This is a genomic window from Clostridium pasteurianum BC1, from assembly GCF_000389635.1.
Classification (GTDB): domain Bacteria; phylum Bacillota; class Clostridia; order Clostridiales; family Clostridiaceae; genus Clostridium_I; species Clostridium_I pasteurianum_A.
In genome coordinates this window covers 4,905,156-4,930,562 of record NC_021182.1, presented here as the reverse complement: position 1 = coordinate 4,930,562, position 25,407 = coordinate 4,905,156, and the positions used below count along the sequence as shown (strand labels likewise).

The following is a 25,407-nucleotide window of genomic DNA, read 5'->3' as shown; positions in this document are numbered from 1 at the left end:
CTTTTTTTATTAATACCTTTAGTATGTATATTGGCAATACTATTACATGTAAAGAGAGTTCTGATTTTAAAAGAAATACTTAATGATTTATAATGCTGGAAAATAAGTTCTTTTGCTATAAATTTTCTCCTAATCCAAACAATTGTTGACTCATTAAAATAAATTTTTGCACAGATGGAGACAGCCCTTCACTATTAAAAATTCCCATAATAAGAGGTTCACAACCACTTTTGGGCATGATAAATGGAATATCTGAGAATTCTGAAATGGGAATTGATTGAAGTTCTAGCAGCGGATGATTTTTTGGTAAAACTGCAAAGATTTTGTCCTTGGTTAAAGGAATTATGTTATTAGATTTTTCTAATTTGGCTGTAAAACTTATGTCAATAACTCCATTGGAAAGCCATTCTGAAACTTCTTGATTATCCCCATCAAATAGTAGAATATCTATACCAGAATATTGTTTTTTAAATCTAGAAATTATTTTGGGTAGCAAGCGAGCAGTAGCACTTGGGAAACTGCCAATTCTAATAGTTCCTATATCAAGACCTTTTTCCATAGCTGCTGCCTGTTTAATTTGAGATACCTCTTTTAAAATATTTCTAGCTGCTATTAAAACACGTGCCCCAAAATCAGATACCATTACTCCCTGTTTTTTATCACGTATAATCAATGGCAAACCAAGTTCCTCTTCCATAAGTGCAATAGAATGACTAACAGCAGATTGACTCATATGTAGTTCTTCTCCAGCTTTTGTAAAACTTCTATTTTCAATGACCTTAATAAAGACTTCTATTTGAGAAAGTGCCATGAATTTCACCTCATGTATAGTATAAATATTATCAATTTTATTTATTATGTATTATAACATATAATTTAGATATGATCATAATTGATAAAAAAATTTAAGATAATTAACGATTATGATCATCTTATAATGGAATTAAACAAGGAGGTATTTTATGCTTGGTAAATTACTGAAAGAAGGAAATAATAAGCTGGCTGAAAAAGGCATAGGTATTAAGAGTGGTGCAGAAACTGGCAATGTAATAAGGATAAACTTCTTATGATGATGATTGAAAAGAGCAAAATAAAAAGAAATAAAATGTGATAAATTTATTAAAAATCTTTTGTAGAATATAAAAGATTTATTGACAAAATTATTATACCAACATATAATAAACATATTGGTATAATGGGGCATTCATAATTGTTAACCAGAAAACTGGAGACTAGATTCTCACTAAATTTGACTTAGTGAGGTTTCTAGTTTTTTTATTTTTAGAATAAAGTATTGTTATCCCATAAAAAATACTAACTATATAATGTAAAGGTTTTACATTAAACATATTAAAAATAGTATATTGGGAAATAAATTACAGATTTTTAATTTAGTTAAAGACTATAAATTGGGGGGATATGTAAATGACATATATTGAAAGGCCTAGGTTTTCCTGTGCTCTTGGTGGTGCTTTAAGTACTATTAGTGCATTACCAAGAGTAGTTCCAATAGTTCATGCTACATCCGGGTGTGGAGCAAATCTTTTTGGTGCATATATGGGAGGCAGCGGATTTTGGGGATCGGGATACTGTGGAGGCAGTTCAGTGCCTACTTCAGGTATAACTGAAAATGATATTGTGTTTGGAGGATCTTCCAGATTAAATGAGCAGATAGAAACCACTCTGGAAATGATTGATGCAGATTTATTTTTAGTGACAACTGGATGTATGACAGAAATAATTGGAGACGATGTGGAAGCAGTTCTTAGAAATTTTAAAGATTCAAAAATTCCTATATTATCAATAGAAACAGGGGGATTTAGAGGAAATTCATATAATGGGTATGAAGGAGTATTAGAAAAATTATTTAATGACTACTCAAATGAAAACACAAAGAAAAGAAAAAATTTAGTAAATATTTTTGGATTAATTCCAGCTAGTGATCCTTTTTTTAGAGGGGATTTAGTTGAAATTAAAAGATTATTAGAGAAGCTGGGACTAGAAGTAAATACTTTTTTTACTAATGATCAAACCATAAATAATTTAAGAAATGCATCAGGAGCATTATTAAATATTGTTTTATCAAGGACCTATGGAATTAGTGTTGCAGAAAGTTTTAAGGAAAAGCATGGCATACCTTATTATGTTAGTGAGATTCCAATAGGCCCCACAGCTACAGCAGAATTTTTAAGAGATATTTCTAAGCTATTAGAGATAGATAATAAAAAAGTGGAAGCTTTAATAAAGCAGGAAAATGAAAATTATTATAAGTATATTGAAAGAATATCGGATGTATATGCAGATTCGGATTTTCAACATTATGCTATAGTTGTAGGAAATGCAAATAATACCCTATCAATAACAAAATTTTTATATGAAGATTTGGGATGGATACCTAAATTTTCAGTAATAACAGATGAACTTGATGATAATCAGAAAGCAGTTTTAAATGATAGATTTGAAAAGCTTAATGTTGATAAAGAAATTAAATTAATATATCAAACAGATGCTTCAAAAATTGAAGAGCATTTAACAAATATTATTGAAGTGCAAAAATCTGAAAAATACCATGATGCTCTTTCACCTCTATTTATACTAGGTAGTTCTTGGGAAAAAGATTTTGCTAATAAAGTTGGTGCAAAAATATTAAGTGTAAGTTATCCAATATTAAATAGAGCAATATTAGACAGAGGATACGCAGGATATAATGGCGGGCTGCATTTAGTGGAAGATTTATTAGATGTTATCTTTACAGGGAGGTAGATTAAATGAGCTATTTTGATAATAAAGTTGCTCCTAAACGTGAACATAGATTGAATTTTGTGGGGAGTGCCTTTGGTGGCAGCACTTGTGAATTATTAGGTTGTGCTAAAGAGGGGTGCTTAAAGAATAAAAAAAGAAGTTTTTCTCAGGCAACTGCCTGTCAGCTAGGTTTAGTACTGGGAATGGCTCTTACAATGCCAGATACTATATTTATAATTCATGGTCCTGTAGGTTGTGGATCACAAATTCATTCATCGGATTTTCAAGTTAGGTCTGGAACAAAAGCTAGGGGTGGAGTTCCTAAGCCTTTAATATGGTTATCTACTAATCTCAATGAGAAAGATGTTATTAATGGAGGAGAAGCTAAACTGAGAGAAACCATATTGGAGGCTGATAAACGTTATAAACCAATAGCCATTATTGTTATGAATACCTGTTCACCAAGTATGATTGGTGATGATATTGATGAGGTGGTAAGAAGTACACAAGAGACTGTGAATGCAAAAATAATGCCAATGCACTGTGAGGGAATTAAATCTCAAGTAGTTGCTAACGCCTATGATACTTATTACCATGGAGTGGGTAGAAATTTGGATTTGTCTCCAAATTTATTAGATAATACAAAAGGAAACAGTGGAAAGTTCCAATTGGAAGAAATTAATTATAAAAAATCTAAAATTGTTAACCTATTCAATTTTGGTTCTCTGACCTATCCTGACGAGGTAGAGACCATAAGATTATTAGAGACATTAGGTCTTAAAGTAAGGGTTTTTCCGAATTTTGCTCATCCTAATGATTTTAGAAAATTGTCAGAAGCAGCTTTAAATATAAGTCTTTGTAATGTTCACGATGACTACTTTTTAACGTTTTTAAAGGAGAGGTTTGGTACTCCATATTTTATTCACAATATGCCTGTGGGTATAAAAAATACAAGTGAATGGTTTATAGAGGTGGCAAAACAGCTGAATTTAGAAGAAAAAGCAAAAGAAGTAATTGCTGCAGAGGAACAAGAAGTTTTTTCAGCAATAGAGCCTTTTAGAAAAGTTTTAAAAGGGAAAAGAGTGCTGATAACTGGAGGTATAATAAGGGTAGTATCTGATGCTATGCTTCTTGATGAATTAGGCTGTGAGGTCATAGCAGTTAGAGCCCACCATTATGACAGTTTAAGTACTGAACTTTATACAAAATTTAATGAGAAATTTCCATCGGTAGATGTAAGTGTAGCACCAAATCAAGCTTTTGAGTTAATTAATATAATAAATAGAGACAAACCAGATATATGTCTAACTCATGCAGGAGCCGGGGTATGGGTATCTAAGCTTGGAGTGCCATCCTTACCTCTATTTGGAGGATCATTTAATTATTTTGGATATAAAGGTGCTTTTGAAGTAGCAAGAAGGATGACAAGATTATTAAAAAATTCTTCTTTTCAGCATAGACTATCTGAGAATACAAGTTTACCTTATAAAAAAGAATGGTATGATAAAAATCCATTTGCATATATAAAAGACTAAACAATTAAATTAAATATGAGCATATATGCAATTCCAAATAATATTGAAACTATTATTATATCAATATTAAAATAAATTTGTTTTTTCACAGTATCACCTCATTATAATATAAGTATTTACAAAATATGGAATGAATATTCAAAAATTTTATGGAATAATTAATAGCTGAAGTCTTGTTCAGTAAATTTTATTTATAAAAAATTCACTTGACACTGGAACTAATGTTCTATATAATTATGGTATAAATTTACATTTATAAAACTTAATGGGGTGGTTTTACGGATACTATGGTATTGACAGAAAAACAATTAAAAGGGTTGAAATTAATACAAGAATACATGGATAAGCATAAATATGCTCCAACAGTGAGGGAACTGGGAGAAAAGATTGGATTAAGTTCTGCTAAATTAGTGCATTCATTTGTAAAAGATATTGAGGCAAAAGGATACATTTCCAGTGTAAACGGGTGCCCTACAACAATTCAAATATTAAAACGTATATAAATAAAAAACCAAGTTGATTTATTTTTGCTTGGTTTTATTTTTTTGAAGTTTAATCCAATTAACTTATGTAAAGTCATTATTACCTATATCATTTAATGTCATGAATTAGATATAGGAATTAGTTATTGAATTCTATTAAATAAATGTGTAAAATCAAAATAGACAAGATTTATGTAATAAAATTATATTTATTGAAAAATAGTGTCGTAAATATAAACCTTCAAAATCGTATATAAGTTGTGATTAAATTTGGAAGAAAAATCAAAGCAAATGGATGAAATAAAAAAATATTATATTTAATATGGGTATATCCATTAATAATGAGGTATCCTTAAAGCAAGTATTGGATATAATAATTGAGATGACAAAAAATACTAATACTGTTTTTAATGTAACAAAAATATATTATTAGCATTTTATTAAATAGTTAAAAAATAAAGGAAAACTTGTTAAAATTAACAATAAAAATCAATAGGATTCAAATTTTTATAAAAAAATATGATTAAATTTGATCATATGTGTTGTTTATTGATTGATTTTGTATTATGATAATTGTATGACAATCATAAAAACAATAGTAAAGGTTGTGAATAAAAAATGATATATACAGTGACTTTTAATCCAGCAATAGATTATGTCATAAATGTAAATGACTTCAAACCAGGAAAGGTTAATAGAGTGGTCAGCGAAGAGAAGTTTGCTGGTGGAAAAGGTATAAATGTCTCAAGAGTGTTAAATAACTTTGGAATAAAAAGTAAGGCCCTAGGTTTTATTGGAGGTTTTACAGGTAAATTTATAATTGATTCCTTAGAAGCTCAAGGTGTAGATACTGATTTTATACAGGTTTCAGGTGACACAAGAATAAATGTTAAGCTTAAATCAAATGAAGAAACAGAAATTAACGGCGGTGGACCAGGCATAACTGAAGCAGATCTTGAAAAACTATTTAAAATAATTAGTAAATTAGGTAGTGATGATTATTTGGTGTTATCTGGGAATGTACAAAGTTCAGTACCGAGAGATATATATTCTGTACTTCAGGAAAAATGTGCATCTAATAAGGTTAAGGTTATTGTTGATACTACAGGGGATGCTTTGGTTGCTACATTAAAAAATAAACCATTTTTAATAAAACCTAATAATCATGAATTAGGTGAAATATTTAACGTAGTTCTTGATAAAAAAGACGATATTATAAAATATGCCCAAAAGCTTAGAGAAATGGGTGCTGAAAATGTAATTATTTCTATGGCAGAAAAAGGAGCACTTTTAATTACTGATAATGGAGTTTATCATGCTTCACCAGCTAAAGGAACTGTACAAAATTCAGTAGGAGCAGGAGACTCGGTAATTGCAGGTTTTCTAGCAAATTATTCTAAAAATCCAGATATAATAGAATCATTTAGATGGGGTGCAACTTCTGGAAGTGCAACGGCATTTTCAAAAGACTTATGTAAAAAAGAAGATGTAGAACATTATTTACCGCAAGTAATCGTAACCAAGTTATCATAATTTTCTATAGAGCAAATTATAAAAATACTTTATGGATAAAGGATTTTTATAATTTTAAGTATTTGTGTAAACCTTTTATGGACAATGTAGTTAATTTGGTGAAAATAATGTAGTAATAATTTTAATATATCTTAATCCATTATTCTTTTCTCATTATATAAAAGTATACAAAGAATTGAAGAGAATAATGTTTATATATTAATTATATAATATGGTTAAACCACAGAAAGTTATAGACTAATTTTCACTATACCATCTATAGTGGCTTCAATGTGAAATCTTGGCAATACATAGTATATATCTTTTATTAAATATACTTTTTGTGAGGTAATCATAATATGGGAGGAAGAAAATGAAAATTACAGAACTTTTAAAGAAAGACACTATCATTCTAGATCTTAAAGCTAGTTCAAAAGCAGAAGTAATTGACGAATTAGTAAATAAGCTCGATAGTGCTGGGAGATTAAACAATAAAGAAGACTATAAAAATGCTATTTTAAAAAGAGAATCAGAATTTTCAACAGGTATTGGAGATGGAATAGCTATACCACATGCTAAAACAGCAGCAGTAAAGACACCAGCCCTTGCTTTTGGCCGATCTATTAAAGGTATAGATTATGATTCCCTAGATGGAAGCCCAGCTAATATATTTTTTATGATTGCAGCAAGTGAAGGGGCTAACAATACCCATTTAGAAACATTATCAAGATTGTCCACAATGCTTATGAATCCAGATTTCAAGGCAAAGCTTCTTGAAGTTAAGTCAGAGGATGAGGTTTTAAGTCTAATTGATAGTGAAGAGGAAGAAAAATTAGAAGAAGAAAGTTCAGAAGGTTCTGTTGTAGAAGAATCAGAAGGATCTAAAGGTTTAGTATTAGCTGTAACTGCTTGCCCTACAGGTATAGCACATACTTATATGGCAGCAGATGCCTTGAAAAATAAGGCTAAAGAAATGGGAGTAGACATAAAAGTAGAAACCAATGGTTCTACAGGTGTAAAAAACAGATTGACAGAGGACGAGATAAATAGGGCTTCTGGTATAATTGTAGCAGCAGATAAAAAAGTTGAAATGGCTAGATTTAATGGTAAAAAGGTAATTCAGGTTCCTGTAGTCCAGGGAATAAAAAGACCTGAAGAACTTATAACACAAGCACTAAATGGAGATGCGCCAGTATATAAACATGAAGGCGGCGGTGATAAATCATCATCTTCTGGTGGTGAAAAGGGTGGTTTCTATAAACATCTTATGAACGGTGTTTCAAATATGCTTCCCTTTGTTGTAGGTGGAGGTATACTAATAGCTATATCCTTTATGTTCGGAATAAAAGCTTATGATCCTAAGGATCCAAGTTATAATTATATAGCAAAATTACTTCATGATATTGGTGCTACGAATTCATTTGCACTTATGGTGCCTGTACTTGCAGGTTTTATCGGTATGAGTATAGCAGATAGACCTGGATTTGCACCGGCAATGGTGGGTGGTTTTATTGCAGCTAACAATGGTGCAGGATTTATAGGCGGATTAATTGCAGGTTTCTTAGGTGGTTATGTAGTAGTGTTACTTAAAAAGCTATTTGCAAAATTACCTCAGTCCCTTGATGGTATAAAACCGGTTTTAATTTATCCACTGCTTGGAATACTTATTACTGGTGCCATAATGTTTATAGTAATAATAGCTCCTGTAACAGCGTTTAACCTATGGTTACAGCATGTATTGAGTTCTATGGGAACAGCTAATAGAGTTTTACTTGGTTTAGTTTTAGGTGGAATGGAAGCTATTGATATGGGTGGTCCAATAAACAAAGCAGCCTTTACTTTTGGTATTCTTATGATAAGTGCTGGTAACTATCATCCACATGCTGCTGTTATGGCCGGTGGAATGGTACCTCCTCTTGGAATTGCATTGGCTACTACCTTCTTTAAAAATAGATTTACTAGGCAGGAAAGAGATTCTGGTTTGACTTGTTATATAATGGGATTATGTTTCATAACAGAAGGAGCAATACCTTTTGCGGCAGCAGACCCTGCTAGAGTAATACCAGCATCAATTGTTGGATCAGCAGTAGCTGGTGGACTTTCACTATTATTTAACATAGGCTTGCCAGCACCGCATGGTGGAATATTCGTAGTTGGAATAGTAAATGGAAATCCGCTGCTTTATATTCTATCTATTGCAATTGGTGCTGTAGTAACTTGCTTGTTACTTGGAATATTAAAAAAGCCTATCAAAACTGATGAAGTTGAAGCATAGTAAAAATTTTATATACAATCAATGGATCTTATTTAGTGGGAGAGCTTGCATTCCTACTAAGTTTAGATGAATTATCCTGTGACGTGCCGCTGCTATTTTTGGCTTTAGAAGCGGAGTAGTACAGTTGCTAATATGGAAAGAATAAAAGAAACCGTACAGAGATTTAATTTATATAAGTCTCTGTACGGTCTCTTTTTTAAAATTAAAACTATGCTATAATAATGGAAAAGTGATATGTAAGAGGTGATATATTATGGAACTTATACGCAAAGATCCCTATTATATTAAAAATATAAAAAATCCATCGGAGGAGATTCAGCTAGAAGCAGTTAAGGATAACGGAAATGTATTGAAATTTATAGAAAACCCATCTGTAACTGTTCAGTGGACAGCTCTTAAGAACAATGTATGGGTTATTGAATATATAAAAAATCCAACAGAGGAAATGAGTATATTTGCTGTAGAGGGTGCCTGGAATACCATTAAATTTATAAAAAGTCCCTCAGATAAAGTTTTAAAAAAAGCTGTATCAATAAAGGGATGGGCCCTTCAATATATAAAAAATTCAACAGAGGAAATTAAGGAAATTGCAGTAAAAAAAGATTGGGATGCCATAAAGTATATAAAAAGTCCATCGGAGAGAATTCAGTTAATAGCAGTTTCAAAATATTTTGGAGCATTAAAATATATAGATAATCCTACGATGCAGGTAAAAAGGAAGGCCATAGTTGAAAATGCGGAAGCTATTAATTATATAGAAAATATAAATGAAGATGGTATGAAAATCTTTTTAGAGGATAATGTGGATATAATTAAATATGTAGGAAGCAGAATTGATGTAGAATGGGCAAAAGAAATTCTTAAAAATAAATTTAAAAGCGAAAATATAGATAGAGAATATGTTTTAAAATTTATCAATTGTGATGTACTAACTATAGATAAATTAAGTTTTATCCATGATTATGGCAGCGAAAAGGCAAAAAGAATTTTTGTTGACTATAAGTTATCGTATTAAGGAGAATTAGCATGAATTTTAATGATGCATTAAAGTGTGTAGAATTGGTTATAGAAAGTGGTGCAGTTCCGCTGCTTATAGGAGAAAGTGGTATAGGTAAGACTACTATTGTAAAGAATTTATGTAAAAGTAATAATTATTATAATATTAATATAGATGGAAATATGTTAAAAGAGGGTGAAATAGGGGGACTTCCTACAGTGGAAGATTATTTAGTACATGTAAATGGAGGAGATATTAAACTTAAGAGAACTGTTTATGCTGTTCATATAAAGCTTCAAGAAATAGAAAGAGTTTTAAGTAAAGATCCAGGTAGAACCATAATATTGTTTATAGATGAAATAAATCGCTGTGAGCACAGTGTACAACAGGAACTTATGAATATAATACTTAATAGAGAAATAAACGGTTTTAAAATACCTGATCAGGTAAAAGTAGTAGCCGCTATGAATCCTTCTAACAAGTATGGAGAATACAATAATACTGATTATCAGGTAATAGATATGGATGCAGCCCAGGAAGATCGTTTTACCTGGATAGAAGTAGAATCTGACACAAAAGCCTGGATTAGTTGGGGAATGGAAAAGGTAGGGGAGACTACAAATATTCATGAGGATATACTTAATTTTGTTTCTACTTTCCCTGAATATCTACATACTCCTAGTTCGGTAGAAATGGTTAAAGCAACGCCAAGAAGTTGGGAAAGGGTATCAAATGTATACAGAATATATTTGAATAAAGGTGAAAAGATACCTAAAAATATTATTTATAATGTGATAAAAGGTAATGTGGGAAGCAGTATAGCGCAGGAATTTATGAATTTTATAAATAACAATAAAAGGTCTCTTATCACTGCCGAGCAAATATTTTTAGAAAGTACACTTAAGTCAGAAATTATAGAGGAAATAAAGAAAGAAAATCACTCAAGGTTATATTTAATAGCTAAAAATGTTTTTCAACATATAAAGAATAGTAATAATAAAATACAGGAGATAGATATATTTTCTAAATTGCTTCAGTACTATCCAGCAGATTTAAAATTAGCTATAATGAAAGAGCTAAAAGAAAGCTATGCAGATAATATTTATGAAGACTTTTTAATGAATAAAAATTTTATCGAAGGCTTTTTTTCTATATATGGTGATTTTAAGGAGTAGGGGGATATGGAAGAAAATAATTTTGAAATATTAAGAAAGCGACTGTATGGAGAAACACAGACAGGGGAATATAATTCGGAAAAATTTAATAAAGATTTTTTAGAATTAATAGAAATGTGCAATTTATCGCTTATGAAGGATGAAGATAATTTTTTTGGATTATTTCTTATTCAATGCAAACGGGAAATAAATTTTAAGCTTTCCACTGCTGTAGAAACAAAGTTATCTGGTACTTATTTTTCCATGTATTTTAATCCAATTATGTTTTTAGAATGTACTTTAAAGGAAATGAAAGCTCTCATTAAACATGAGGTATATCATATCATGAGTAAGCACTATGAAAGAGCAAAAAATTTAAAATACAAATATAGTCAGCTTGCCATTAATCTTGCAATGGATATATCTATAAATCAGTATTTAATGTATTTACCTTCTTGGTCAGCAAAACTTGAAAATGTGAAATTAGCTTATAATATAGATCTTGAAGAAGAACAGACCATGGAGCAGTATGCAGCTAAAATACAAGCGGCTCTAGATAAGAAAATTAAAAAAGATAATAAATCTGAGCAGGATTTTTCAAAGGTGCATGAAATTTGGGAAGATATGAATGAAGATGTCAATATAGAACAAATGGATGAAATAATAAAAAAAACGGCAGCTAATGCTTACAGAGGCAAAATACCTGAAAGTATAGATATTCTTATGAAGTCCCTTAATAAGGTTCCAGAAATAAGCTGGAAGGATTATCTTAGGAGAAGTATTGGTGTAATTCCAGCAGGTCATAAAAAAACTATAACAAGAAGAGATAGAAGACAGCCTGAGAGATTAGATTTAAGAGGAAAATTATCAAATAGGATAGTAAAAATTTTAATAGCCATTGACATTAGTGGAAGTATGTCTGATAAGGAAATAGAAAATTCAATGACAGAAATTTTTTCAATAGTTAAAAATTATCCTTTTGATATATTCATAATAGAATGTGATAGTGAAATAAGAAGAATATATAAAGTAAAGAGTATAAAAGATGTGAAAGAAAAGGTTAATACTAAAGGAGGAACTAAGTTTTCGCCAGTATTTCAATATATATATGATAAAAGACTTAAGGATTATGTTCTAATTTTTTTTACAGATGGGTTAGGAGAAAAAGAACTTAAAATTTTACCCTATAATTATAATACCATTTGGGTACTAACAGGAACGGATCAAGAGCTTTCTATTGAAAAACAAATAGGAATAGTAGTTAAATTAAGTAATTCAATAGATAAAAAAGAGACAGCTAATGGATATGATCTTATTCGAGAGGCTATGAGAGATACAAGAAGTGAATGGGCTAAATAATAACTTGTCCAATATAAAATCCCCCTATAATATTACAGGGGGATTTTATATTGGACAAGTTATGTCTAACTTAAAGTTAGATTAATCATTCTTTAATTCAGCCATACAATTTTTGCAAATATTTTTTCCTCTGTAATTTATAACATCTCTTGCATCTCCACAGAAAATACAAGCTGGTTGATACTTTTTAAGGATTATATGTTCACCTTCTACATATATCTCTAGAGCATCTTTTTCACCTATTTCTAATGTTCTTCTTAATTCTATTGGAATAACTACTCTACCTAATTCATCTACTTTTCTTACAACTCCTGTTGACTTCATCACAAGATCCTCCTTAAATAACAAAAATCGACTTATTAACTAATTAAATGATATCAAGCATTAAGTATAAAGTCAAGTAATTTTTGATGGAAAGTATAAATGTATAATAAATAATTTAGAATTTCTTTAAATCACTCGATAGTTTTCGACAAATATATAGTATATCATAATAAATAAGTCGATAATATGAATAAAGATCTATTATTATTAGTGCTATAATATATAATGAAAGATTTTTATTAGTTGGAGGTATAAAAATGAAGGTAATAGACTTTCACTGTGATACTATCTCAAAACTTATGGATAACAGAGAAATGTCAGAACTAAAGTCAAATAATTTTAGCATAGATATTGAAAAATTAAAAAATGGAGATAATTTAGCTCAGTTTTTTGCTCTGTTTTTAAATTTAAAACACGTGAAAGACCCTTTAGAGTATTGTCTTAGTATGTTAGATAAGCTTTATATGGAGATGAAAAAAAATGAGGATTCAATAGCTCTTGTAAAATCCTATGATGAATTAATAAATAATAAGAAGAAAAATAAATTATCTGCATTTTTAACCATAGAGGAAGGTGGAGTTTTAAAAGGTGAACTCTATAACCTGAGAAATTTTTATAGGTTAGGGGTAAGGCTTATGACTTTGACCTGGAACTATCCCAATGAAATAGGATTTCCAAATTCTAAAAAAGAGTATATGGGAAAAGGATTAACAAATTTTGGTTACCAAGTCATAGAGGAAATGAATAGACTTCATATGATTATCGATGTATCACATCTTTCTGATAAAGGATTTTATGATGTATTGAGGTTATCTAAGAGACCTTTTGTTGCATCTCATTCTAATTCAAGATTTATAACCGCTCATCCAAGAAATTTAACAGATTCTATGATAAAAGAGTTATCAAATATAGGTGGAATCATGGGCATAAATTTTTATAATAGATTTTTAGGAGAAAGTAGTATTAGTAAAATTGACGATATGCTCCTTCATATAAAACACATTTATAATGTAGGGGGAATAGACGTAATAGCGTTGGGTAGTGATTTTGATGGAATAGAATGTGAAGTTGAAATCAAAGATACATCAGAGATGTATAAACTTCAAGATAAGCTTAAAAAAAGCGGCTTTAGTGAAGATAATATAGAAAAGATATTTTATAAAAATGCTTTAAGAATTATAAAAGACATTTAGTTTGCAAGATAATCGTTGTAGTAACTTCACTAAATAGCTTTCATAGGCTGATGTTCTTACAAATATAATAATTAAAGCTTATAGATGATTTCATGAATTTTTCCATCAATTTAAGATTAATAGAAAACTAATTAGAAAAATTTATAAAAAGTGCTTGATTAATAATAATAATTATTATATAATAATAACTGTTGGCGATGAAATTGCCATTTGAACTTAATAAAAATTAAATAAAATATAAATAGAATTTTAGGAGGAATTTGTTATGAAAAAATTTGTTTGTTCAGTTTGTGGATACGTATTTGAAGGAGCTGAAGCTCCAGAAAAATGCCCTCAATGTGGTGCAGGAAGAGATAAATTTATAGAAAAAACTGATGATAAAGAAGAATGGGCAGATGAACATAAAATTGGAATTGCAGCTGGCGTAGATGCAGAAGTAGTAGAAGGTTTAAGAGCTAATTTTACTGGTGAATGTACAGAAGTAGGTATGTACCTTGCTATGAGCCGTCAAGCTGATAGAGAAGGATATCCTGAAATAGCAGAAGCTTATAAGAGAATAGCTTTTGAAGAAGCAGAGCATGCATCTAAGTTTGCAGAACTTCTTGGAGAAGTTGTAGGAGCTGATACTAAAAAGAATCTTGAAGTCAGAGTAGAAGCAGAATATGGTGCTTGCAAAGGTAAAAAAGAATTAGCAACTTTAGCTAAGAAGCTTAATTATGATGCTATTCATGACACTGTACATGAAATGTGTAAGGATGAAGCTCGTCACGGAAAAGCTTTTAAAGGATTATTAAACAGATATTTTAAATAAAAATAAAAAATGGCTTTCTCAATTAAAGAGGAGGCCATTTTTTTATTTTCAGATGTTTAAGGAATCTTTAAAGAAACAACTAGCATCTTTGTCCTGTTATTTTTTTAATATCCAATACGAACTATATAATTTAAGCTTGTATTAATATTCGTAAGTTGTATTGACTAGTTTACATTGCTCTGCTAATATGTTAAAGGGAGGGATATGAGTTGAAAAATAATTATGACCTTGTTATAGTAGGCGCTGGTCCCGCAGGGATTTTTACAGCAATTGAAATTACAAAAATCAAACCAGAATTAAGTGTTTTAATAATTGATAGAGGAAGAAGTATTGAAAAGAGAGTTTGTCCTGCGAGAAAGACTGGTAAATGTGTAAACTGTAATCCTTGTGGCATAACCTTTGGCTGGTCAGGGGCAGGTGCTTTTTCCGATGGTAAACTATCCTTAAGCCCAGAAGTTGGTGGAAGAATTTTAGACTATTACTCAGAAGAAGAAGCTCAAAAATTAATAAATTATTGTGATGATATATATCTAAAATTTGGTGCTAGTAAGACTGTTTACGGATTAAATACTGAGAGAGTAGATGAGATAAAATATGAAGCTAGTAAACATAATATTCGTCTTATTGAGTGTCCTGTAAGACATTTAGGTACTGAACTGGCATATGAAGTTTTGAAAAAAATGTACCTACACCTTATGGAAAATACTAATACTGAATTTGAAGAGCTAACAGAAGCCACAGATATAATAGTTGAAAACGGTAAGGTTAAGGGAATAAATATAAAAAATAAATCCGTAGAATTTAAAATTGAAACTAAAAACTTAGTTGTTGCGCCTGGTAGAGGTGGGGCAGAGTGGCTTACAAAGGAAGCAAAAAATCTTAATATAAAGACTACGAATAACGCTGTTGATATAGGAGTAAGAGTTGAAGTACCAAACTCAATTATGGATCATTTAACTAAAGATTTATATGAAGCAAAACTTGTTTATTATTCGGATACCTTTGGAAATAAAGTTAGAACTTTTTGTATGAATCCTGGTGGAGTAGTGTCAGAAGAGCATTACGATGAAGGAATGGCAGTAGTTAATGGCCATAGTTATGGAGAAAAGGAATTAAGGACAAATAATACTAATTTTGCTATGCTTGTTTCTACTACTTTTACTGAACCCTTCAATCAGCCAATAGACTATGGTCAATATATTGCAAAGCTTGGTAATATGCTAACTGGCGGAGGAATAATGGTTCAAAGACTTGGTGATTTGTTAATGGGAAGAAGAACAAGTGAATCGAGGCTTAAAAAATCAACAACTATACCAACTATGAAATCAGCAGTACCTGGTGATTTAAGTTTTGTGCTTCCACAAAGGCACTTAACTTCAATAGTAGAAGCTTTAAAAGCTTTTGATAAAATTGCACCAGGCTTATATAGTAAAAATACTCTTTTATATGGAGTTGAAGTAAAATTTTATTCAAGTAAGTTTGAAACAAATGATAAATTTGAGACACAAATAAAAAATTTATATACTATAGGTGATGGAGCTGGAATTACAAGAGGGCTTATGCAGGCATCCGTTACAGGTGTTATAGTTGCTAGAAATATAGCAAAACAGAGTTAAATATTTAACCCAAGGGGAAAGTGAGGAATTATTATGTCAGCATTTATTGTTTTAGGAGCTCAATGGGGAGACGAAGGTAAAGGTAAGATGACAGACTATCTTGCAGAGGAAGCAGATGTAGTTGTTAGATTTCAAGGTGGAAATAATGCAGGTCATACTGTTGAAGTAGGAGATAAGCAGTATAAACTTCATCTTATACCATCAGGTATATTATATGAAGATAAGCTTAATGTTATTGGCAATGGTGTAGTTTTAGACCCTAAAGCTATGTTTGAAGAAATAGAATATCTTGAAAATTTGGGAGTTAAGGTTACCCCTGAAAAATTATTAATTAGTGACAGAGCACAGCTTATAATGCCTTATCATAGAGCTTTAGATGGTGCTAAAGAAAAAGTAAGAGGTAAAAATGACATAGGTACCACAGGAAAGGGAATAGGCCCTTGTTATACAGATAAAGCTGAGAGAAGTGGAATAAGGGTATGCGACTTAATGCACAAAGAAGTATTTAAAGAAAAACTTAAAGAAAATATAGCTGATAAAAATGCTGTTCTATCTAAAATATACGATATGGATACCTTTGACTTTGATGCTATATATGAACAATACATAAATTATGCAGATAGAATGAAAGCCTTTGTAGCTGATGCTTCTGTAAGAGTGTACAATGAGATAAAACAAGGCAAAAAAGTGCTTTTTGAAGGAGCTCAGGGAAATCTATTGGATATAGACTATGGAACATATCCATTTGTTACATCTTCCAGCACAATTGCTGGGGGAGTATGTACTGGAGCAGGTATAGGACCTACTATGATTAATAGCGCTATAGGAATTGCCAAGGCATATACAACAAGAGTAGGAAAAGGTCCTTTCCCTACAGAGCTTTTTGACTCTATGGGAGAACATATAAGAGATAAAGGTCATGAATATGGTGTAACTACAGGTAGAGCTAGAAGATGTGGATGGCTTGATACTGTAATTCTAAAATCTGCAGCAAGAGTTTCAGGGCTTACGAGTTTTGCGGTAACTAAGATAGATACTTTGGCTGGAATAGATAAAATAAAAGTATGTGTTGGATATGAAATTAATGGTGAAATTATAGATTATGTACCAGCAAGTCTTGAAGATTTAGCTATTTGTAAACCTATATATGAAGAATTTGATGGTTGGGATAACAGCATAGAAATTGCAAGAACCTATGATGAGATTCCTGATAATGCTAAAATTTACCTAAAGAGAATAGAAGAACTAACAGATACAAAAATTTCCATAGTTTCAGTGGGACCAAGAAGAGATCAAACTATTGTAGTTAGTGAAATATAATTGTATAATATTTATATATTATAATTAATACTAATAAGAATGTACTTTATTAGTATATTAAATATGTTATAATAAGAATACTAATTATATATGAGAAGAGAGGTATGTATTATGGAAATTAATAAAGATACAACTATAGGCGAAGTAGTAAGAACTTATCCTGAAAAGGCACAGGTATTAATGAGTTTTGGTATGGGCTGTATAGGATGTCCATCATCTCAAGGAGAAACATTAGAACAAGCTGCATTAGTTCATGCGTTAGATTTAGATGATTTATTATTAGCATTAAACAAATAAATTTATAAACATAAATTTTAGATGATATAGGCGCTGAGTTTATCTTAAATTCAGTGCTTATTTTTAATTATTTCTAGATTTAGTGTATTTTTTACAATAATTATCCAGTATACTGGTTTTGGACTATATATTCTGTGTTGATGTAGGCTTATAATATAAGTATAAAATGTTACAAATCTTCAATTTATTTTGATATAAATTATCTGCAGCATTTTCAATTTATTTTGTGGGGGGTAAATAATGTGAAAAATATATTTTATGAAGAATCTTATAAAGTTCGTCATTATGAAGCAGATAGAAATGGAAGGGCCTTTATTGCAACTTTTGTAAATTATTTTGAAGATTTATCACTAAATCATTCTGAAAGCTTAGGCATGGGGATAGAATATCTCTTGGAAAACAATATAGCTTGGGTTGTGTATAAATGGGATATAAGTATAAGTAAATATGCTAGGCTTGGTGAAGAATTAAGGATACGAACTTGGGCACATTCAGTGAGGCGGTTTTATGCTTATAGAAAATTTGAAATTATAAATTCTTTAGGAGAAATAATAGTTACAGCTAATTCATTGTGGTTTATGATAAATATGAAGAGAAGAAGGCCTTGTAAAATACAAGGGGAAATAATAGAAAGATTTGGGCTTACTGAAAAGGATAATACTCCAATTGAGTTTGAAAAACTAAAGGAACCTACTAATATTACTGATGAAAAAACTTTTTTTGTCAGATATAGTGATATAGATACAAATAAGCATGTAAATAATGTTAAGTATGTATCCTGGGCATTAGAAACAATTCCAAAAGAAATAATTAATAACTATAAGTTAAAGCAATTAAGAATAGACTATGATAAAGAGACTGCTTATGGAGAGGCTGTTAAAGTTTTGGGAGAAACTATAGAAATTGATAATGGATATATAGTCTATAATTCTCTTTTAAATTCTAATGGTGAAAGATTGAATTTGGTAAAAACTGTATGGAGTAAATAGAAAATATAGATTATAACCAAGGATTATATCTAAAATTTTTAATTTTTAATTTAGAAAATAATATAAAAATTTTAAAATATAAGTATATATGTTGTAATAAGTTATCTTCACTAATAAAATAGTATTTTATTTAAATATTATTCACTACCTATTATCAATTGAAGTATGATTCTAATTGCAACCTATATTACAATATTCATTGTACAAAGAGTAGATTAGAAGTTATGGATTTGAAATGACAAAGGGAGAGAAAGAATTTTGAAACATGATATTATTATAGTTGGTGGTGGTGCTTCTGGAATTATGGCAGCGATTACTGCTAAAGACCTAGGAAAAGATGTGGCAATTTTAGAACGAAATGATAGAATAGGGAAAAAGTTGCTGACTACAGGAAATGGAAGATGCAACATAACTAATAGGTGTATTGATTATTCAAGATATCATAGCAATAATGATGGCTTTTTTAACTTTGCTCTAAATAATTTTGACTATAGGAATTCAGAATTGTTTTTTAATTCCATAGGATTACATCTTACGCTCTTAGATGAGGGTAAAATGTATCCCATGTCTCTTCAGGCATCTTCAGTTTTAGATACAATTAGACTGGCACTAGAGGAACGAGGTATACCTGTATATTTAAATAACAAGGTTAAAGATATTAAAATAAAGAACTCAGAATTTCATATTTCCACAGATGATAAAGAAGAAAGTTTTCAGTGTAATAAATTAATACTGGCTACTGGTGGAAAGGCTGCACCTAAAACAGGATCGGACGGCATTGGTTATTTTATTGCAAAATCTTTTGGACATATGATAATTAATCCTATTCCAGCCCTGGTACAATTAAAGCTTAAATATAAAAATCTAAAGGCATTATCTGGCATTAAATTTAATGGATACTGTGAAGTATTAGTAAAGGGAGAAGTAAAAAGAAGAGAATTTGGAGAAATTCTATTTACTGACTATGGCATATCGGGGCCACCTATATTGCAACTAAGTAGCATTGCAGCAAAAGCCCTTCAGCAGGGAAAGAATGCAGATATACGAATTGATATGATGCCTCAATATAAAATGAAGGAGCTTATAGATTTTTTAGAAAATCATTGGGGAATATTTAGCTATAGAACTGTGTTTAATTCACTTATAGGAATTATTAATAAGAAAATGATTCCTATAATTTTAAAGGAAGCTGAATTAGATAACATGCATAAGCTCTGTTTAGAATTAAGTTGGAAAGAAAAGAAAAATATTTATAATTTTCTAAAAAACTGGACTTTTCAGGTTATAGATACAAATTCCTTTTCTAATGCTCAAGTTACTGCTGGAGGAGTTGATACTAAATACGTGGAAACTGAAACTATGAAATCAAAAATTATAGATAATTTATATTTTTGTGGAGAAATATTGGACGTAGATGGTGATTGTGGAGGTTTTAATCTTCAGTGGGCCTGGAGTTCAGGATATATTGCAGGAAAGAGCGCAGCAGATACTTAACTTAAATTCGTAATTTGAAGATATACAAAAAATTTTTTGGCAAAATAATATAAGCTACAGAGTATTTATAAATTAAATATTTATACAAAAAGCTATGAATATACAATTTATAAATTGTATATTACAAATTGTAGATGCTTAAATGTTATAAGGATATTTATATTTGTTTAGCTTATAATAATACTAAATAAATAATTTGTAATTTAGCTTACAATAATTACAGTTTTTTATAAACAGATTTCTAAGTATCGGTATTTATGATACTTACTAACAGAGTTCTAAGTATCAGTATTTTTGATACTTATAAATCGTTGTCCTTTAGGGTAAATCGTTATCCAGGGACGTAGCCACTCTTTACTCCCACTTTGAAGGAAAGTGATGGGAGTATTAGAGGGGATAGTCATCGGATAAGATAGCATGGTTACAATTGTATATTAGGAGGGCTGATATTTATGAAAGCTGAGGAATTAATGAAATATAAGAATTGGGTTGTAGTGGGCGATGTTTCAAATAGCATAAAGTATGCTTATAAAATATTACAAGAATTAAAACAGAAGGGATATAATGCATCTGGTGTTAATCCTAGAGGCAAATCGGAAGATGTATATATAAATCTAAAAGATGTTAATTATAAAATAGATGTTGTAGATTTATGTATAAATCCTGTAATGGGTATTGGAATGCTGAAAGAAGTAAGAGATTTAAATATAGATAAGATACTCATCCAGCCAGGTGCGGGAAGTAATGAAATATTAGATTATTGTAGAAAAAATGGTATTGCAGCAATAGAAGGCTGCGCATTAGTAGAACTTTCACGTAAGTTAAATAATTAGATAGTTGATAGCAATATATTTCAAGATAAGATGTATCAGAAGGTATAGGATTATGAGTACATTAAGGATGAATTCAAGAATATAAGAAACCTAGAAGAAACTGCTTTGATAAATTTGGAAGTCATTGATATATTGAGATAATATATGACATTTTATTTTTATTATTTTAAGAAATATTAAAAAATACGAAAATTTATGTTGACATTAAACGGTTTTTTTTGTATCATATTTATTGTTGGGTCGCGAGATCTGGCAATAAAATTTAATAAGGCCCCTTGGTCAAGCGGTTAAGACACCACCCTTTCACGGTGGTATCATGGGTTCAAGTCCCGTAGGGGTCACCATTTTGTGGGCGTTTAGCTCAGCTGGGAGAGCATCTGCCTTACAAGCAGAGGGTCACAGGTTCGAGCCCTGTAATGCCCACCACAAAATATGGCCTGGTAGCTCAGCTGGTTAGAGTGCTGGCCTGTCACGCCAGAGGTCGAGGGTTCGATCCCCTTCCAGGTCGCCATATTTTTAAGCTGGCATAGCTCAATTGGTAGAGCAACTGACTTGTAATCAGTAGGTTATGGGTTCAATTCCTATTGCCAGCACCAAAACTTCTTAGATTATTTCTAAGGAGTTTTTTTGTTATATAAAGAGATTAAAGTAAAAAACAAATAATTAGAACTTACATGGAAAAATCATCATATAGAATAAGGAACATTGGAGTTATTTAGAAGAGTGGTTTAACTAATAATTTAAGAAAGTTGCGAACTAACTTGAGGGTTTGTTCATTAAGCAGTGAAATCTTTAACGTGGCTTCGCTAGTTAAAAGTGATAGATTTGGCTAAAGCCAAAAGTGAAGGATATTTTTTCGACCTTTCTCTACGAAAAAATTTTAAAATAAAAAATAATTAGCCTTTCATAATAATTAAATTTTTAGTTACAAAGCTTTTTCACAGCACATCGGAGAAAAAGCATCCTTCACTATTCACCACGTGAATTCTTTCACTTTTAATCGAGGCGAAGCCAAGATTAAATCTTTCACCTTGACACTTCAGCGGCAATCTTTCACTTTTTCACCGCGTAAGCCGGGTGAAAAGCTTTCACTTGTCAATGCTCAAAAATTATCATGTATTATCTTAACTAACCTTATAGTTACTTCGTCTTTTTTTACAATTGCTAATTGAAATAAATATACTATTGGGATATTATCTTTGTTTTGAAAAATTAATTTTCACTCTTATATCTTCACCATAAAATTTAAAAAGATTGAAATTACCGAATAATCTCGACGTAATTCTCTCTGAATATGTCCTAGAAAGTTTCTCTAAAGAATAATTAGAAGAAATAAGCATTTTTTTATTTATTAATAGTCTTTTATTTAAAAGATTGAACAATTCTGTAGAGGAAAAGTCTGTTATTTGTTCTGTACCTAAATCATCCAATATCAATAGATCACAATTTAACAGTAAGTCTTCTAGAGTAGAATTATTTTCAAATTTAATTTGCTTTAGTTCCTGAATGAGATCATCAGCAGTTCGATAAATAACCAAAAAGCCTCTATCTAATAAATCTTTGGCAATACAATTAGATAAAAATGTCTTACCAGTACCGGAATTGCCATAAAAAAGTAAATTAGTATTTGAAGCTGAAAAATTTTTTATGTAATCCATAATAAATGGTATTATTTTTTCTTCTATATTTTTTCGTGGACTTTTTGGTTCTTCACCTGTTCTGCTGGAGGAATAATAATTTATATTGAAATGTTCAAAATTATTATCTTTTAATATAAGATCCAAATGAGAATCTTTATAATATAGTTTAACAAGCTTTTGCTTATAACAAACGCATCTTGTAGATCCAATATAACCTGTATCCTTGCATTTGTTGCATTTATAACGGCGAGAAACGTAATCTATAGGATAACCGTTGGATGCCAGAAGCTCAGACTTTTTTATTCTGAGATCTGTAATTTTTTCTCTAAGTTCTTTTAGATGTTGTTCTCTATTATCTACATCTTTAAAAGATATAACTGATAAATTTATGCAAAGTGTAGCTATCTGACGTTCTATATTTGAAACATCCGGAAGTTTTTCTGAAATTTCCAATTTCCTTTTTTTTAATGCTGCATCTTCATTTTCTTGTATACGAGAATAGATTTTAGCTATTTCTTCCTTATATCCTCTAATCATTCTTATCCCATCCTAATAATTTCTTTTCAAGTTCGTCATAATCATAGGACCTTTGTTCATAATTATTGAAATTAGTTTTTGGTCCTGAATTTGAAGCTGATTTTTTAAATTTAGTTTTCTTAAAATCTTTGGTATCTATATCTTCAATAGTTTTAATTCCATCTTTAAACCAATTACTTAAAATAGCATCTATATATTTAAAATCTGCTTTGTTTATTCGCGAAAAAGTGATGTCACAAGCTCTATAAATAACATCTAAAGAAAATTTATATGAATTTATCCACTTTTCCAATATTTGTTGTTGAGGTTTCATAATTTCTGCATCTTTAATTCCTAGATAAGATAATATTTTTCTTATTTTTATCCATTTGTCTTCATGCTTTTTTATATAAGTTTGTGCATTTTCTATAGTATTAATTTTAGCATCATGCCAGGATATGGCAATTCTTTCTATATATCTATAGTCGGTTTTACCTTTAGATGTACAGTACTCAATGAGCAGAAGAATTAATTCAGGTGGAAAACTGAAGTCATTTATCCAACTGATATACATTTTCATTTCTTTAGTTGAAAGTGGTCTAGCAACAAGATTTTCGATATCTTGAAGCATATCTTTAGTAGAATTATTATCCAGTTCTTTTAATAAATCTATATTCTCATTTTTATCTAAAGTAGGTTCATCTAAATCCAAAAAGTCTATATTAAAATTGCCTAAGTTATCTATTGGAACAAGTCTTACTACACCCTCATCGTTCCAATAATTCCAGGCATTCATTAAATCTGTTTCAAGAAGATGAAGAGTTCCGGCAAACATTGCGGAATTTACACCAGGTTCTCCAGATATACAATATTTTATTCCTAAAAGATATACTTTTACATACTCGCCTCTTGCTTTAGGCATGTACTTATCTATAAATACATTACTTATAGGCGTATAGTTATTTACTTTGTTTTTAAACATAAAAGTACTCACAATACCACCGCCTTTCAAAATTAATTATACAATATATAGTATCACTTATATTTATTATAACAAAATATTGAATCGAATTTAATATTTAAACATAAAAATTATGTTAACAAACCAATCATATTATAATCTACAGTTAAAAGCAATAATAAAGTTTTTACTAATTATAACCATTAATTACTAAAAATTTCAATGTCATACCATTTCACAAAAGAAGTACACGAGATAAAAATTGGCTATTATATGTTGTAAAAAATTTATGTAGAGAATGATATAAACTGCATAATGGAAAATTATTTGCAGTTCACTTTTAAATATAATATTTTAAAGATGTAGTGTGAAAATATATTTAAATATTATATTTTTTATAAAATATGTCAATAATATCTTAATGCGAGAGGAGAGATTGCTTTGAAATTAAAAAATAAACATAGAACTGTTGTAAAGGGGTTAATACTTATAATTTCTACTATTAGCTTTTGTGTATTTAGTTATTGCAGGACTATGGCCTTTGAAAATACTACTAATGTTTCATTTAATCAGGTAGAGAAAACAAATAATATTTCTACTGAAAAGAATAGTAGTGCAAAGAATATAAATGATAAGAATAAGAGTACAAGTAAAAATGAAAAAGAAATTCCTAAAGATAATATAGAAGCTGCGAAGGAATCTAAGGTAAAAGAAATAACTAAAGTGTCAAATTCAGATAAAGCAAAGGCTAAAAGTGAATCCAAACCGACACCAACAAATGTTAAAGGAAATACAAAGTCTGCTGCTAAAGTATCAGTTAACAATATTAAAGGTCAGGAAGTAGCTGTAAGTTCTCATGAAGTAGCAGGAAATAATAGACAGCAGGCAGCACTTCTTGTATTACCAGCCAATGGTAGAATAAGTTCCTTTTTTGGATACAGAAAGGTAAAACTAAATGATGGAACTGTGGAAGCAGGTATTCACGAAGGTATAGATATAGCCGTACCTTTAGGGACCAAAATAGGAGCTGCTATGAGTGGTGAGGTCGAATTTGTAGGAGTACAAGAAGGTTATGGGAATGTAATAATATTAAGGCACGCTGGAGGGCTGGAGACTGTTTATGCTCACTGCAGCAAGATTGAAGTAAACAAAGGAGATAAGGTGAATACTGGAGATGAAATAGGAAAGGCTGGTAGTACGGGTAGAAGCACAGGACCTCATATACATTTTGAGGTTAGATTAAATGGAACGGCTGTAGATCCATTTAAATATTTAAATAATAATGTTGTGCATAGATAATTCCAAAAGGCTAAGTAGAATATTGTGTATATATTTATGATATAATTATATGTAAATA

At 30.1% G+C, this 25,407-nt stretch carries 21 protein-coding genes and 4 tRNA genes; 21 read left to right on the top strand and 4 right to left on the bottom strand.

Annotation, left to right across the window (positions count from 1 at the left end):
- Positions 1-115: 115 nt before the first annotated feature.
- Positions 116-811, bottom strand: a complete 696-nt coding sequence (locus tag CLOPA_RS22905; RefSeq protein WP_015617793.1) for a LysR family transcriptional regulator — start codon at positions 809-811, stop codon at positions 116-118.
- Positions 812-1,425: 614 nt separating this feature from the next.
- On the opposite strand from CLOPA_RS22905, the gene CLOPA_RS22900 reads away from it, so the two are divergent.
- From CLOPA_RS22900 to CLOPA_RS22865, 8 genes are all read left to right on the top strand, one after another.
- Positions 1,426-2,763: a nitrogenase component 1 gene (locus CLOPA_RS22900; RefSeq protein WP_015617791.1), complete on the top strand. Its 1,338-nt coding sequence runs from the start codon at positions 1,426-1,428 to the stop codon at positions 2,761-2,763.
- 5 nt (positions 2,764-2,768) lie between these two features.
- Positions 2,769-4,277 carry a nitrogenase component 1 gene (locus CLOPA_RS22895; RefSeq protein ID WP_015617790.1) on the top strand — a complete coding sequence of 503 codons (1,509 nt, stop codon included), beginning with the start codon at positions 2,769-2,771 and terminating at the stop codon, positions 4,275-4,277.
- Between the two features lie 287 nt (positions 4,278-4,564).
- A complete protein-coding gene (locus CLOPA_RS22890; protein WP_041711066.1) occupies positions 4,565-4,780 on the top strand; it encodes a LexA family transcriptional regulator in 216 nt (71 codons plus the stop codon).
- 597 nt (positions 4,781-5,377) lie between these two features.
- Complete coding sequence (gene pfkB / locus CLOPA_RS22885) at positions 5,378-6,292, top strand: 1-phosphofructokinase (RefSeq protein ID WP_015617788.1); 915 nt, start codon at positions 5,378-5,380, stop codon at positions 6,290-6,292.
- 352 nt (positions 6,293-6,644) lie between these two features.
- Entirely contained in the window at positions 6,645-8,546 is a 1,902-nt protein-coding gene (locus CLOPA_RS22880) for a PTS fructose transporter subunit IIABC (RefSeq protein ID WP_015617787.1), read from the top strand.
- 253 nt (positions 8,547-8,799) lie between these two features.
- Positions 8,800-9,561 (top strand): hypothetical protein, encoded by a 762-nt coding sequence (locus CLOPA_RS22875; RefSeq protein WP_015617786.1) that lies wholly within the window; start codon positions 8,800-8,802, stop codon positions 9,559-9,561.
- A gap of 11 nt (positions 9,562-9,572) precedes the next feature.
- A complete protein-coding gene (locus CLOPA_RS22870; protein WP_015617785.1) occupies positions 9,573-10,718 on the top strand; it encodes an AAA family ATPase in 1,146 nt (381 codons plus the stop codon).
- 6 nt (positions 10,719-10,724) lie between these two features.
- Complete coding sequence (locus CLOPA_RS22865; RefSeq protein ID WP_015617784.1) at positions 10,725-12,056, top strand: vWA domain-containing protein; 1,332 nt, start codon at positions 10,725-10,727, stop codon at positions 12,054-12,056.
- Positions 12,057-12,137: 81 nt separating this feature from the next.
- Here the strand turns inward: CLOPA_RS22865 and CLOPA_RS22860 are convergent, their stop codons facing one another.
- Entirely contained in the window at positions 12,138-12,380 is a 243-nt protein-coding gene (locus CLOPA_RS22860) for an AbrB/MazE/SpoVT family DNA-binding domain-containing protein (protein ID WP_015617783.1), read from the bottom strand.
- Between the two features lie 257 nt (positions 12,381-12,637).
- On the opposite strand from CLOPA_RS22860, the gene CLOPA_RS22855 reads away from it, so the two are divergent.
- The 12 genes from CLOPA_RS22855 to CLOPA_RS22800 all read left to right on the top strand — a co-directional run bounded on the left by CLOPA_RS22855 (position 12,638) and on the right by CLOPA_RS22800 (position 21,529).
- Entirely contained in the window at positions 12,638-13,573 is a 936-nt protein-coding gene (locus tag CLOPA_RS22855) for a dipeptidase (RefSeq protein WP_015617782.1), read from the top strand.
- A gap of 265 nt (positions 13,574-13,838) precedes the next feature.
- On the top strand, positions 13,839-14,384 hold the full coding sequence (locus CLOPA_RS22850; RefSeq protein WP_015617781.1) for an NADH peroxidase: 546 nt from the start codon (positions 13,839-13,841) through the stop codon (positions 14,382-14,384).
- 209 nt (positions 14,385-14,593) lie between these two features.
- Positions 14,594-16,000, top strand: a complete 1,407-nt coding sequence (locus CLOPA_RS22845) for an NAD(P)/FAD-dependent oxidoreductase (RefSeq protein WP_015617780.1) — start codon at positions 14,594-14,596, stop codon at positions 15,998-16,000.
- Between the two features lie 33 nt (positions 16,001-16,033).
- Positions 16,034-17,320: an adenylosuccinate synthase gene (locus CLOPA_RS22840; protein ID WP_015617779.1), complete on the top strand. Its 1,287-nt coding sequence runs from the start codon at positions 16,034-16,036 to the stop codon at positions 17,318-17,320.
- 111 nt (positions 17,321-17,431) lie between these two features.
- Entirely contained in the window at positions 17,432-17,617 is a 186-nt protein-coding gene (locus CLOPA_RS22835) for a DUF1858 domain-containing protein (protein WP_015617778.1), read from the top strand.
- A gap of 242 nt (positions 17,618-17,859) precedes the next feature.
- Entirely contained in the window at positions 17,860-18,606 is a 747-nt protein-coding gene (locus CLOPA_RS22830) for an acyl-[acyl-carrier-protein] thioesterase (protein ID WP_015617777.1), read from the top strand.
- A 258-nt stretch (positions 18,607-18,864) separates the two neighbouring features.
- On the top strand, positions 18,865-20,100 hold the full coding sequence (locus CLOPA_RS22825; RefSeq protein ID WP_015617776.1) for an NAD(P)/FAD-dependent oxidoreductase: 1,236 nt from the start codon (positions 18,865-18,867) through the stop codon (positions 20,098-20,100).
- 452 nt (positions 20,101-20,552) lie between these two features.
- Complete coding sequence (locus CLOPA_RS22820; RefSeq protein WP_015617775.1) at positions 20,553-20,933, top strand: CoA-binding protein; 381 nt, start codon at positions 20,553-20,555, stop codon at positions 20,931-20,933.
- Between the two features lie 269 nt (positions 20,934-21,202).
- A tRNA-Glu gene (locus CLOPA_RS22815) sits at positions 21,203-21,277 on the top strand.
- Positions 21,278-21,283: 6 nt separating this feature from the next.
- Positions 21,284-21,359, top strand: a tRNA-Val gene (locus CLOPA_RS22810).
- 8 nt (positions 21,360-21,367) lie between these two features.
- Positions 21,368-21,444 (top strand) — tRNA-Asp (locus tag CLOPA_RS22805).
- Positions 21,445-21,453: 9 nt separating this feature from the next.
- Positions 21,454-21,529: transfer RNA gene (locus CLOPA_RS22800), tRNA-Thr, on the top strand.
- A gap of 597 nt (positions 21,530-22,126) precedes the next feature.
- On the opposite strand, the gene CLOPA_RS22795 is transcribed toward CLOPA_RS22800, so the two are convergent.
- Both CLOPA_RS22795 and CLOPA_RS22790 read right to left on the bottom strand, forming a co-directional pair.
- Positions 22,127-23,110 (bottom strand): ATP-binding protein, encoded by a 984-nt coding sequence (locus CLOPA_RS22795; RefSeq protein WP_015617774.1) that lies wholly within the window; start codon positions 23,108-23,110, stop codon positions 22,127-22,129.
- Positions 23,103-24,083, bottom strand: coding sequence for a DnaD domain protein (locus CLOPA_RS22790; protein ID WP_015617773.1), 981 nt, complete (start codon positions 24,081-24,083; stop codon positions 23,103-23,105). Before CLOPA_RS22790 ends, CLOPA_RS22795 begins: the two co-directional genes overlap by 8 nt.
- 408 nt (positions 24,084-24,491) lie before the next feature.
- Here CLOPA_RS22790 and CLOPA_RS22785 point away from each other — a divergent pair, with 408 nt between their 5' ends.
- Entirely contained in the window at positions 24,492-25,349 is an 858-nt protein-coding gene (locus CLOPA_RS22785; RefSeq protein WP_015617772.1) for a M23 family metallopeptidase, read from the top strand.
- Positions 25,350-25,407: the final 58 nt, after the last annotated feature.